This is a genomic window from Nocardia sp. NBC_00881, assembly GCF_045207455.1.
In the GTDB taxonomy this organism is placed as follows: domain Bacteria; phylum Actinomycetota; class Actinomycetes; order Mycobacteriales; family Mycobacteriaceae; genus Nocardia.
On the sequence record NZ_CP108798.1, the window covers coordinates 2,565,643 to 2,578,403 of the forward strand.

The window sequence follows — 12,761 nt, forward strand, 5'->3', positions numbered from 1 at the left end:
CGGTGTAGGGGCTCGGTGTCCTGCGCCACACCGCCGCTCTGCGACAGGCCGGGGAACACGCGAACCCATCCGACCGTCATACGACACGCCACCTCCGCTCACACCGTAGGCTGACCGAGTGAACGCCAGTGAAACTCCCGATCCGGAACTGCCGACGTTGCGGGATCCGGTACTGGTCGCCGCCTTCGAGGGCTGGAACGACGCCGGTGACGCGGCCAGCGGCGCCGTCGAGCATCTGGAACTGATCTGGGACGCCGAACCGCTAGCCGAACTCGACTCCGAGGACTACTACGACTATCAGGTGAACCGGCCGACGGTGCGCCAGGTCGACGGTGTGACCAGGGAAATCCAGTGGCCCTCGACGATGCTGTCGGTCTGCTCGCCGCCGGGTAGCGACCGCGATGTGGTCTTGCTGCGCGGCATCGAGCCGAACATGCGGTGGCGCAGCTTCTGCGGTGACCTGCTGGAGTTCATCGAACAGCTCGGAGTGCAGACCGTCGTCATCCTCGGCGCGCTACTGGCCGACACCCCGCACACCAGACCGGTCCCGGTGACCGGCTCCGCCTACAGCAAGGAGGCGGCCGAGCGGTTCAGCCTGGAGCAGACCCGCTACGAGGGACCGACCGGCATCACCGGCGTGCTGCAGGACCAGTGCGTGAAGGCGGGCGTGCCCGCAGTGTCGTTCTGGGCCGCGGTACCCCACTACGTCTCGCAGCCGCCGAACCCGAAGGCAACGATCGCGCTGCTGCACCGAGTCGAGGACGTACTCGACATCGAGGTGCCGCTGGGTGAGCTGCCCAAACAGGCCGAAGACTGGGAGACTGCCGTCAACGAGATGACCGTTGGCGACGACGAGATCAGCGAGTACGTGCGCTCGCTGGAGGAGCGCGGCGATGCCGCGGCCGACGTAAACGAGGCGATGGCCAAGATCGACGGCGATGCCATCGCAGCCGAGTTCGAGAAGTACCTGCGCAGACGGGGTCCGGGCAGCTTCGGGCTCTGAGCTTGTCGCGGCGGCGACTTCGGTTCCCGCGGGTACGCATCGCCAGTTCACCGGAAGTTCGCCAGGGGGCCACCTTCGGGCCGGGAAACGTCCGCCACCTACACTTCCGCCGGTGACCGTTCTCCCGATCGTCGCGCATCTCCGCGGCTTCGACGACCGGATCGCCGTCCAGTGCTCTGCACCGAGCTCGGCGAGCGTCACCGCGGCGGAGCCGGTGCGGGAGGGTCCGCAACAGGTCACTTACGCGCAACTGGCGACGCTCGTCGAGGACTACACGACCGAGCTCGGACCGACCCCGCGCCTCGTCGCGCTCGCGGCGCGCAACGACCTCGCGTCTCTCGTCGCGTATCTGGGTGCGCTCGGCGCCGGTTGCGCCGTGCTGCTGGCCTCCGAGATCACCGAAGAGTTGCGGGCGACCTACGATCCGGACATCGTCGTCGAAGCGGGCCACGCCGACGTGGTCCGCGAGACCTCGGCCCATCGCCTGCACCCGGATCTCGCGCTGCTGCTGAGCACCTCGGGTTCCACCGGCTCGCCGAAGCTGGTCCGGCTCTCGGCGGCGAACTTGCGCGCCAACGCCACCGCTATCGCCGAGTACCTGTCCATCGGCCCGGACGACCGCGCCGCGACCACGTTGCCGATGTTCTACTGCTACGGCCTCTCGGTGGTGCACAGCCACCTGCTGCGCGGCGCGAGTCTGCTGCTCACCGAGCGGTCGGTGCTCCACGACGAGTTCTGGCGCGAGTTCCTCGACTACCGCGCAACATCGTTCGCCGCGGTGCCGTACACCATAGATCTGCTCGACCGCATCGGTTTCGCCCGCATGACGCTGCCCGACCTGCGCTACATCACCCAAGCGGGCGGCAGGCTCCCGCCGGAGCGGGTGCGCGAATACGCCGCGCTCGGCAAGCGATCCGGCTGGGACTTCGTGGTTATGTACGGCCAGACCGAGGCGACCGCGCGTATGGCCTATCTGCCCGCGCATCTGGCGGCCGAGCATCCGGATTGCATCGGAATTCCGATTCCCGGCGGCGAATTCACTCTCGAACCGCTCGAGGATGCCAGCGACGGGTCCGACGCGCCGTGCGAGCTGGTCTATCGCGGCCCCAATGTGATGATGGGTTATGCGCAGTCCGCGCGCGAGCTCGCGCTGGGTCGCACCGTCGAGGTACTGCGCACCGGCGATCTGGCCCGGCGCACTCCCGAGGGGCTGTATCAGGTGGTGGGCAGGCGCAGCCGGTTCGCCAAGATCTTCGGCCTGCGCGTCGACCTGCAACGCCTCGAATCCGGCCTCGCCGCCGCCGGATTCACGGCCTGCTGCGCCGACGACGACGAACATCTGGTCGTGGCGGTCGAGGCTCCGCCGTCCGATCCGACCGAGACCGCGGCGCGGCTGGCCGGGCTGCCCGCCGCGGCCGTGCGAATCTGTCCGGTCGAACGGATGCCGCGGCTGGCCAACGGCAAACCCGACTATCCCGCCATCCGGCGGCTGGCCGAGCCCGCCGCGCAGGTCCGTGACATCCGCGCCCTGTACGCTGACGCACTCGGGATCGATCCCGTACTGATCCGCCAGGACAGCACGTTCGTCGATCTCGGTGGCAACTCACTCACCTACGTGACCGCCGCGGCGCGGTTGGAGCGCGCACTCGGCCGCCTGCCCGGCGACTGGCCGACCACGACGGTCGCGGAACTGGAACGGGTCCCCGAGCGCCGCACGCGGTTCGGGCGCTCGCTGGACACCGGGACGCTGCTGCGCGCCATCGGCATCGTGCTGATCGTCGGCTCGCACGTCGGCCTGTTCGTGCTGTGGGGTGCGGCACACGTGCTGCTCGGCGTGGCGGGATTCAACTTCGCGCGATTCGCGGTGACGGCGGCGCCGCGCGCCGAACGACTGCGCCACACACTGCGCACCGTTGCGCTGATCGCGGTGCCGACCGCGGCGTGGGTGGCCCTCACCCTGGTGGCCGACGACTATTACAGCTGGCAGAATGTGCTGCTGCTCAATAAGATTCTCGGCCCACGCGACAGCGCCACCGCGGGGCACCTGTGGTTCCTCGAGGTGCTCGTCTACTTCATGATCGTGGCCGCGCTGCTGATCCGTATCCCGTTGGTGGACCGACTGGAGCGGCGTGCGCCGTTCTGGTTCGCGATGGCGCTGGTCACCGTGAGCATCGTGTTCCGCTACCAGGCTTTCGGTGTGTACCCGGCGAAGGATGTGCCCTTCTCGCCCCTGGCCGTATGGTTCTTCGCGCTCGGCTGGGCGGCGGCGAAGGCAACGACGGCGTGGCAGCGGTTGATGGTCGGCGCGGTCGTGCTGGCCACGGTGCCCGGGTATTTCGGCGTTCCCGATCGGGAAAGGCTGATCATGGCAGGCCTGCTCCTGCTGGTGTGGCTGCCCGCGATCCGGGTCCCCCCGCTCGTCGCTGTCGGCGCCGCGGTGCTGGCCGACAGCTCGCTATTCGCCTATCTGCTGCACTGGCAGGTGTATCCACTGTTCGGGCAGCGCCAAGTCGCGGCGTTGCTCGCGTCCCTCGCGGCCGGTGTGGTCGCGACGAGGATGGTGGCTGGTCTACGGCGCTGGGGTTCCCCGCGGTGCAGGGCGATCCTGTCGCTCGGCTCAGCTCTGGATGGTCCAGACCCGGGCCGCCGCCTCGTGGGCAAGCTTCGCGATCAAGATGTCGCGTGGAATCGTCTGGCCGGCAAAGTGATCAAGTGAGGGAACCACCACGTGGTGTGCGTCGGCACGCTTGAGTTCGGCCGTCAGCTCGGCGAACGCCGTACCGTCACCCGCTGTCGATTCATGGAACGTTGCGGCGAAACATAGCCCTTCTCCGCGGGCGAAGCTGCTCATCGCGTCCTCGAGCTCTTCGCTGTTGCCATCGGCCAGATCGTCACGCAAGTATCCATAGATCAACGCTTCCACCCGAACCTCCGTTGGATTGGGATCGCTGTTCTCTTATGTGGATCCACCCGTCTTACGGGGTTATTGCGCTTCATACAAGAGTAGTTGTTGGGCAAACTCTCGGCTTCCATCTCCAGCATGCACAACGCCACAGTGCGAATGTAGATGTCAACCCGGTGACATCGCTCTGCCCTAATGCGGCCCTCGAGCGTTAACTGGTGCGATACTACAGACGTGGCCGCTGCTGACGATCGACCCGTCTGGGCTGTTCGAATGCGTTCCGAGCGCGACGCGAGGGGGTGGTCACAAGCCGACGCCGTCCGCGTGATGCGCGCGAAGTCATCGAGCAACCTGCCGACCGACAGTACACTCCTACGGAACTGGCGCCGCTGGGAATCCGGCGAGTCACGCCCGGATGATTTCTACGCCCCGATCATCGCCGCCGCGTTCGACACGGTTACCGCGGCGTTCTTCCCCAAGGCCAGGCCGAACCGGGACGACGAACTGCTTTCCGCCACCGGCATGGACACCCTGGAGTTCCTCGGCAGACTACGCATTTCGGACGTGTCTTCCGTGACGCTGGAGGCCATTCGGATCACCGCCGAGCGCCTGTGCTGCGACTACTCCTGTGCCGACCCCCATGAACTGCACGCCGAAGGCACCGCGTGGCTGCGCAGGATCACTTCGTTGCTGGACGGTCGCCTGACGCTGTCCCAGCACCGCGAAATCCTGGTCCTCGCAGGCTGGGTCGCGCTACTTGTCGGATGTGTCGACTTCGACCTGGGCCGGCGGACTGCCTCTGAGGCGACGCGCCGTGCCGCGTACTCGCTGGGGCAGGAAGCCGAGCATGCCGAGATCACCTGCTGGGCCGCGGAACTGGCGGCCTGGGCCGCGCTCACCCAAGGCAACTACCGAGGCGTTATCGACACGGTCGACCCGATGCTGGAAGTAAGCCGGAGTCTGCGGGTCGGTGTCCAGCTCACCGCCCAGCGCGCCAAAGCCTGGGCCAGGCTCGGCGAACGACGGGAGGCGGAAGCCGCACTGGCGGACGGCCGGGCGATCCTGGAGCGACTCGATCATCCGGCGAATCTGGACAACCATTTCGTGATCGACGCGCAGAAGTTCGACTTCTATGCGATGGACTGCTGCCGAGTGGCGGGCGAGGATCGGCTCGCCGAATCGTACGCGCGCGAGGTGATCCGGAACGCCACCCGGGCCGACGGTTCCGTGCGCAACCCGATGCGGGTGTCCGAAGCGCACTTGACCCTGGCCGTGGTCGCGGTCCGCAACCGCGATCTGGAAATGGCGCTGGACGAGGGCATGCGTGCCTTCGCGGGAAAGCGACGCTCGTTGCCCTCACTGGTATGGATCGCGGGCGAGGCCGCGCGCGAGATGATCGAACGCTATCCCGGCGACCCACGTACTCGGGTGTATACGGACCAGCTGCGTTCGCTGTCCATCGAGTGAGCGGGCTTGCCAGAAACGTTGGCGAACAGTGGCGAACTGGACGCAGCCACGCCGAACACCGGAGCATCGCGTGGGCGGCGATCGGCCCGCTACTACCCTGTTCCCGGTGACCGACTCCGTCGACGGCTCCGCCGTCCCCTGGGACGACCGGCTGCGGCTGTTCTCCTTCACCACCGCCGAGCGGCGCGCCGACTACCTCTGGGTGCTCCGCGCATTCGACAGCGCGCGGGCGGCATACGTTGTGTTGCTCCACGCGAACGACGTGGCGGAATGGATGGAGCGAGACGGAAGCAGCCTGCGCACGTCCGATTTCGGTGGTGCTGACGAGTCGGATGCCGGTGTCCCCTTCCGAACCGCCGCGGCCCAAGGCCGGCCGACCGCTCCGCGTCTGACCGCCGCCGAGATCGACACGCTGCTCAACCAGCTGCACCGATGGGGCGTGCTGGAGCGCAGTTACGACGGAACCCGCGCCGCCACCCTGGCCGAGTACCGCAACCGGCACTACGTGTACCAGTTCTCGCAGGCTGGTTTCCGGGCCTACCGCGCGGTGGCCGGTGTGCTCGATGCCCGCCTCGACGAGGCTGCGCTCTCGCGGCTCGTGCTTCCTGAGCTACTGGCCGACCTACATACCCTGGCCGAAGCCAATCGGACGGGCGACGCCGAACGCGTGTATCGCACGCTGCGCCGCCTCGACGCCGCGCTATCGGACATGGCCGCCCGCGCCGCGCACTTCTATCTCGGGCTCGGCGACCTGGTCCGCACCACCGAGATCACCCCGGAATCGTTTCTCGCGCACAAAGACGCACTGCTGGCGCACATGCGGGAGTTCAGCCTCGACCTTGCCCGGTTCACACCGCGCCTGGCAGGCGCGATCGCGGAGATAGAGGAGACCGGCATCGAGGAGCTGATCGCAGGCGCAGCGAACTGTGACGAGCGGGTGCTGTTGAGTCTCGCCGAGCGCCAGTCGGATTGGCGCTCCCGATGGAATGGACTGCGGACCTGGTTCGTCGCCTCGGGCGGCGGCGAATCCGCGGGTACGACGGAGGCCGAGCGGCTACGCGAAGCGACCATGAGCGCCATCGCAGCGGTGCTGTCCCTCCTGCGCCGGGTCACCGAGACTCGGCGCGGCGGGGTGAGCCGGGAGTCGGCGCTGCGGCATCTGGCGGGATGGTTCACCGCGGCGCCGACGGCCGAGAGCGCCCATGCGCTCTTCGACGCCGTCTTCGGGCTGGGCAGGCCGCGGCATCTGGCGATGGAGCACCCGGACGCCGACCTGATTCCGGCGATCCGATCCTGGTGGGACGCACCTCCGTTGGAGATCTCGCGAACACTCGCCGAGACCGGGCGTGCGCCGTCGGCGGCCGCGCCGGCGCGTATCCACCGCAACGACGCGGGCATCCGGCGGCTGCGCGAGGCGCAGCTCGACACGCAGCGGGCCCGCGCGGAGGCCGCCGCGTCGCTGGCCTCCGGCGACGTGCATGCGCGTGTTCTCGACGAACGCGAAACCGAGGTGCTGCTTCGGCTGCTGGACGCCGCGTCCACCGCGTGGGTTCCGGTGCGCGGCCGGGTCGCGGGGACGACCGGCTCCGACAGCGGCGTCACCCTCACCGTGTCCGAGCACGAGGGGTCGACCGTCGTGCGTACTGCGCGCGGGCTACTGCACCTGAACAATCGCGCCCTGAAGGTCGAGCAGACGACCATGGCACGGTCGCGTGCCATCGGGAGGCGCCCCTGATGCGCGGACACAAGATCGACACCCTCGCGCTGGACAACTACCAACGCGCCGCACGGGTCGTCCTGGCCAATCACCTCGTCACCCGGACCTATCCGGACCGGATCGCGCTGCCGCTGATCCGCCGATGGGCCACCGAGCTGCGCGAGGATCTGGCCGAGCTGTTCGGTTACCGGCTGGAAGTCACCGAGACCACCGCGCGGGTGTTCCCGGTGCTCGACCACCTCGACGCGGGCAGGCCCGCGCGCACCCTGGGCGAGCGCGTCTTCGACCGCCGACGCTATGCCTATCTCGCGCTGGCACTCGCCGCGCTGGGCCGAGCAGGTGATCAGATCACATTGTCCGAGTTGGCCGATCACGTCGCCGCCTACACCGGCCGGGTGGAAGGGCTCGAGCTATCCACCGACCGGGCCGCCGACCGCGACGCATTCGTCGACGCGGTGGGCTGGCTGACCCGGCGCGGCGCGATCACCCTCGCCGACGGTGACGCCGGCGGCTGGGCCAGCGATCCAGAGGCCGGTGAGGCGCTTTACGACATCGACCGACCGGTGGTCTTCGCGCTGTTCCGGCCGCCGCGCGCACTGCAGCATCTACACAGCGTGCGCGGGCTGCTCACCGAAGAGGCCGCGGCCTCCAGCGTTTCCCCGCACCCGACGACCGCCGCCGAGATCGCGCGGCGCGTCCGCAGGGCGCTGGTCGAACGACCGGTGGTGTACACCGACGATCTCGCGCCCGAGGAACGCCCGGTACTCGCGCAGGAACGGATCGTCACCGACGTGGAACTGTTCACCGGCCTGCGCGCCGAGCGCCGCGCCGAGGGCGTCGCACTGATCGACACCTCGGGACGGCTGTCCGACATCCGCTTCCCCGGCACCGGGACCCTCGCCCAGGTGGCGCTGCTGCTGGCCGGCGAGATCGCCGACCGCGTGCTCGACATCGACAACCCACTGCCCCGGCGGTCCGGCGCACCGGACACGGGTGAGGCGCTCGCGGAGCAGCTCGACGACGCCATCCCCGAATCCACCGTGTTCGCACCGCTCACGGAGCTGCGCTCGCTGGATTCGCTGGATTCACTGGGGAAAGAACATTTACCGGATCCGGACGGCCTTACCGGGCACGCGGTGGGCGGGGTCGCAACGTATCCGCTCGTCGACACCACGTGGGTGCGCGAGACGGTGCAGGCGCTCGCCGACCGCTATGGCGCCACCTTTGCCGCACAGTGGCAGGCCGACATCTCTGGCCTCGCCACGGAGGTGGTGGCGCTACTGCAGCGGCTGCGGCTGGTTCGGGTGGTCGACGCCGGACTGCTCGTGCTGCCCGCCCTGGCGCGCTACCGCGGCGCAGTCGTGACAGTCCGCACCAAGCGTGCGGCGGAATTATTCGTCACCGCGGCCGACACCTATGGGCCCGACACCTCCGGAACGGAAGGGAACTGATTGATGTCGCTCATTCACGGCGGAGTGCGGTTCACCCCGACCCGCGCCGGGATCGTCAACCTGTGGGACTACCGCGATCAGGAATTCTGTTTCGCCGACGGGAGATTGGTGCTGCGTGGGCCGAACGGGTCGGGCAAGACCAAGGCGCTGGAGGTGCTGTTCCCATTCGTGCTGGACGGTCGGATCGAGCCGCGCAGGCTCAACCCGTTCGCCGGCGAGGAACGCACGATGAAGTCGAACCTGCTCTACCGTAAGCAAGAGTCGGCCTACTCCTACGTCTGGATGGAGTTCGCGCGCGGTCGCCGGGACGACCCGGAGGTGGTCACCGTCGGGATCGGCATGCGCGCCACCCGTTCGTCGGACAAGGTGACACGCTGGTACTTCGTCGCCGACGGCCGGGTCGGCGACGACTTCTCGCTGATCGGCCCGGACGACCGCCCGCTCACGCGCAAGCAGCTCGCCGAGCAGATCGGCACCGACTCGATCGTCGACCGGCCGGTGGACTACCGCAATGCCATCGACGCGCGCATGTTCGGCCTCGGCACGCAGCGCTACGACCAGCTGATCAACCTGATCCTCACATTGCGCCGCCCGCAGCTGGCGAAGAATCTCGACCCGCGCGGTCTGTCCCAGGCGCTCACCGATGGCCTACGTCCGCTCGACGAGCAGCTGATTCTCGACGCCGCCCGTTCCTTCAGCGATATGGAAGAGGTCGGTCGCACCCTGGAGGGCTTGGTGCACGCCGACACCGCGACCAGGACTTTCCTGGCGGTGTACCGAAAATACCTTGCGGTCCAGGCGAAGACGGACGTCGACTTGGTGCGCGCCCGGCTGGAAGCTGTCACCCATGCGAGCACGGCGCTGTTCGCCGCCACGGCGCTGCGCAAGCGCAGGGAGGCCGAGCGCACGGCCGCCGAGACCCGCGCCGAGGACGCCGACCGCACCTACGAGCAGGCCCTAGCCGACCGGGAGAACCTGCAGCGCTCCAGCGCGTACGAGGGCAAGCAGCAGCTCGACGACCTGGCCGACGCCGTGCGGCGCCTGGAGACCTCGGCGGGCGTCCACGGCGACAAGGCGCTCGAGGCGCGTCGGACCATGGATCAGCGTGCCCACGAAGCCGAACGCGCGCGCACGGCGGTTCGTACCGCCGCCGCCGCGCTCGCCCGCGGTGAGGACGAATTGCGCACGGCCGCGGAAGAAGCCGGGATCGTGTGGACGCCGCTGCCCGGGACGGCGCGCGCCGAGCAACTTACCGCCGCTGTCCGCGCGCACGCCGAGGAACGCGACGCCGACGTGCGCGCGACACGGAAGGCGTTGGGGTTCCTCGACAGCGCGACCGCCGAGCGCACCAGGGCCGAGCGGCTCGCCGAGCGCGCCCGCGAGCTGCGCGAGGCGGCCGCCGCGGAGGTCGCCCACGCCGAGGCGGCCGTGGCACTGGCCCGCACCGAGGCCGCGTGCGCCCTGCGGGCTTGGTGGGACGAGCACCGTGAGGTCTACTCGCCGCTTCGCGACGGCCTCTTCGAGGCGCTTGACACCGCTGTGGCCCAGGCCGGTTCGGACGAGGCCACCATCGCAGAGGTGCTGGCCGAGCGGACCGAGCCCTTGCTCGACGAGATCCGTACCCGCCGCCAAGACGCCCGCGCTCGCGCGGCCGCAGCGACCGCGCGCATTACCGAGCTGACCACCGAACGCGACCGGGTCTGCGCCCAGCGCGACGACGCGCCACCGGCTTTCGCGGCGCGCTCCGGTCGGACGGGCGACCGGTCCGGCGCTCCGCTGTGGCGCCTGGTCCGTTTCGCCGACGACGTGTCCCCCGCGGCCGCGGCAGGCATCGAGGCCGCGTTGCACGCCGCCGACCTGCTCGACGGTTGGGTCTGCGCGGATGACGAGCCGCCGCCGGACTACGAGTCGGATCAGTTCCTCGTGCCGCTGCCGGCGAAAAAGCGACCTTCTGGACGCACGCTCGCGGATGTCCTTGTCGTCGAGGACGCTTCGGACACCTTCACGGTGCCGCGGCAGATCGTGACCGACCTGCTCGCTTCGATCGCCCTGCACGACGACGCGGACGCACCGACCGGCGTGGTCGCAGTCGCGACCAGTGGTCGCTTCCGCCAGGGCGTGCAGGTCGGCGGACACCGGAAGGCCGACGCGGAGTTCATCGGTGCCACCGCGCGGGCCAGACGGCGCGCGGCCCGCGCGGCCGAACTCGCGTCCGCCATCGAAGTCGCGAACGAATCCCGGTGTGTCGCCGAACAGGACGAAGCGGACGCCAGCGCCGAACTCGCCAGGATCTCCGCCGCTGCCAAGACACTTTCGCGTCCGACGGCGGTTACCGCCGCGCTGCGCGCGGTCGCGGAGACCGCGGGCATGATGCGGTCCCGCTCCGAGACCGCCGCCCAAGCCGAGCGCGACCTCGACCAGGCAGTGGCGGAGGCGTCTGCCGTCGAGAAGAAGCTACGTGCCGCCGCGGCGGCACACCGGACACCACGCTCGGCCCGCGAGCTCGACGCCCTCGCCGCCGCCATCCGGCACTTCGAGAACACCGGCACCGGACTGCTGCGCCTGCGCACCGAATACGAGCGCGAACGCGAACGCGAACGGGAAGGCGAGGACCGCCTGACCGAGGCGACGGACTTGGCCGAGGCGTTCGCGGAGGAGGCGGAGGCGGCGCAGTCCGGTTACCAGGAGCAATTGCGCAAACTCGAGACGCTGCGCGATGCGCTGGGTGCGGGCGCCGCCGATATCGACCGCGCGTTGGACCTGGCCAGGCAGCGGATCGAAGCGACCAAGGCGGAACAGAAGGCCGCGCGCAAGGCCGCTAACGAGGCCATCGAGGCGGTCGGCGACGCCGAGGCCGCCTACCGCACCGCGCACGAGTCTCTGGGCACCGCGCTCACCGAAGTACTCGCGGAGGTGAAAGCCCTTGGGCCCTATGCCGAGCCGGATCTGCTCACCCTGCTCGGCGCGCCGCCCGGCGGACGCTGGCCGAGCAGTGACGCCGCGTGGTCGACGCCGCAACAGCTGCTGTACCGGATAGCGTCGGCGGGGCCGCAGGCCGAACCACGGGTGCTGCCCGACGAGGTTGCCGAGCTGTTCGACAGTCTCACCACCGCCACCGCATCCGTGCGCGCGAGCGAGGCCACCCGCAAGTCCACTCGCAGCGCGGTCACCGCGGCGCTGCAGGAGTTCGACGCCGCGCTCGCCGGTTCCGGTCGCGACTATCGGCTGCAGTGGGACGCGGCCGACGGCCTCACCGTGGTCCAGGTACAGGATGAGTACGGCGTTTCGGCGGTCGCCGATTTCGCCACCCGCATCGATGCCGCGCGCAAAGACCAAGAGCTGCTGCTCACCGACGCCGAGCGGCGCATCCTGGAGGACGCGCTGCTGACCGGCCTCGCCCAGCAGATCCACGAACGCACCAGCGACGCCCGCCACCTCATCGCCAGAATGGGCGCGGAGATGAAGCAGCGCCGCATGTCCTCAGGCAACACCATCGGCGTGCACTGGGTGCTCGCCGACAGCTTGTCCGACGTGGCGCGGGCCATGTGCAAGCTACTCGAACGCGACGCCTCGGCTCTGTCCGCGGAGGATCTGGCGTCGATCAGGGCGCATTTCGCCGCCGAGATCCGCGCCGCGCGGGCCGCGAACCCGGAACGCTCCTACCCCGAGATCCTCGCGGCGACCCTGGATTACCGCACTTGGCGGGTGTTCTCGTTCACGCTGATCTCCGCCGACGGCAGCGAGGACAAGCTGACGGTGGCCCGCCACAGCGCGCTGTCGGGTGGCGAGCAGTCGGTGTCGCTGCACCTGCCGCTGTTCGCCGCCGCGCACGTCATGCTCGATTCGGCCGACCCGCAGGCCCCACGCCTGCTCGCGCTCGACGAGGCGTTCGCGGGTGTGGACGACAACGGACGCAGCGAATTGCTCGGATTGAGCGTGCAATTCGACCTCGACCTGTTCATGACCGGCTACGACCTGTGGATCACCTACCCGCACGTCCCCGGCTGCGCGCACTACGACCTGGCGCACGCCGCGGCCGAGAACACCGTCAGCGCGACGCTGCTGGTGTGGGACAGCGGTGATCTGCTCGCCGAACACGACGGCACCGATCTGACCGCAGCGCTCGGCTCGCCCAATCGCCGCCGCGTCCCGAACACGATCGAGGGCGGACTCGAGCTGGCGCCGGTGACCTGACTTCGGAGGCCGCCCGGGTGCAGTCGC

General features: G+C 69.3%; 7 protein-coding genes. 6 read left to right on the forward strand and 1 reads right to left on the reverse strand.

The window, feature by feature from the left end:
- The first annotated feature begins 118 nt into the window (after positions 1-118).
- Together OH799_RS09960 and OH799_RS09965 are read left to right on the forward strand one after the other, a co-directional pair.
- On the forward strand, positions 119-1,003 hold the full coding sequence (locus OH799_RS09960) for a PAC2 family protein (protein WP_357261891.1): 885 nt from the start codon (positions 119-121) through the stop codon (positions 1,001-1,003).
- A gap of 112 nt (positions 1,004-1,115) precedes the next feature.
- Positions 1,116-3,719, forward strand: coding sequence for an AMP-binding protein (locus tag OH799_RS09965; protein ID WP_406278287.1), 2,604 nt, complete (start codon positions 1,116-1,118; stop codon positions 3,717-3,719).
- Here the strand turns inward: OH799_RS09965 and OH799_RS09970 are convergent.
- A complete protein-coding gene (locus OH799_RS09970) occupies positions 3,621-3,926 on the reverse strand; it encodes a hypothetical protein (RefSeq protein WP_406278290.1) in 306 nt (101 codons plus the stop codon). The two genes, OH799_RS09965 and OH799_RS09970, sit on opposite strands and share 99 nt — an antisense overlap.
- A gap of 252 nt (positions 3,927-4,178) precedes the next feature.
- On the opposite strand from OH799_RS09970, the gene OH799_RS09975 reads away from it, so the two are divergent.
- The 4 genes from OH799_RS09975 (at position 4,179) to OH799_RS09990 (ending at position 12,734) form a co-directional block, all read left to right on the forward strand.
- Positions 4,179-5,372 (forward strand): XRE family transcriptional regulator, encoded by a 1,194-nt coding sequence (locus tag OH799_RS09975; protein ID WP_406278293.1) that lies wholly within the window; start codon positions 4,179-4,181, stop codon positions 5,370-5,372.
- Positions 5,373-5,523: 151 nt separating this feature from the next.
- Complete coding sequence (locus OH799_RS09980; protein ID WP_406281958.1) at positions 5,524-7,107, forward strand: TIGR02677 family protein; 1,584 nt, start codon at positions 5,524-5,526, stop codon at positions 7,105-7,107.
- Complete coding sequence (locus tag OH799_RS09985) at positions 7,107-8,540, forward strand: TIGR02678 family protein (RefSeq protein ID WP_406278296.1); 1,434 nt, start codon at positions 7,107-7,109, stop codon at positions 8,538-8,540. The genes OH799_RS09980 and OH799_RS09985 overlap by 1 nt, the downstream gene beginning before the upstream one ends.
- Positions 8,541-8,543: 3 nt before the next feature.
- Positions 8,544-12,734, forward strand: a complete 4,191-nt coding sequence (locus tag OH799_RS09990) for a TIGR02680 family protein (RefSeq protein ID WP_406278299.1) — start codon at positions 8,544-8,546, stop codon at positions 12,732-12,734.
- Positions 12,735-12,761 lie beyond the last annotated feature (27 nt).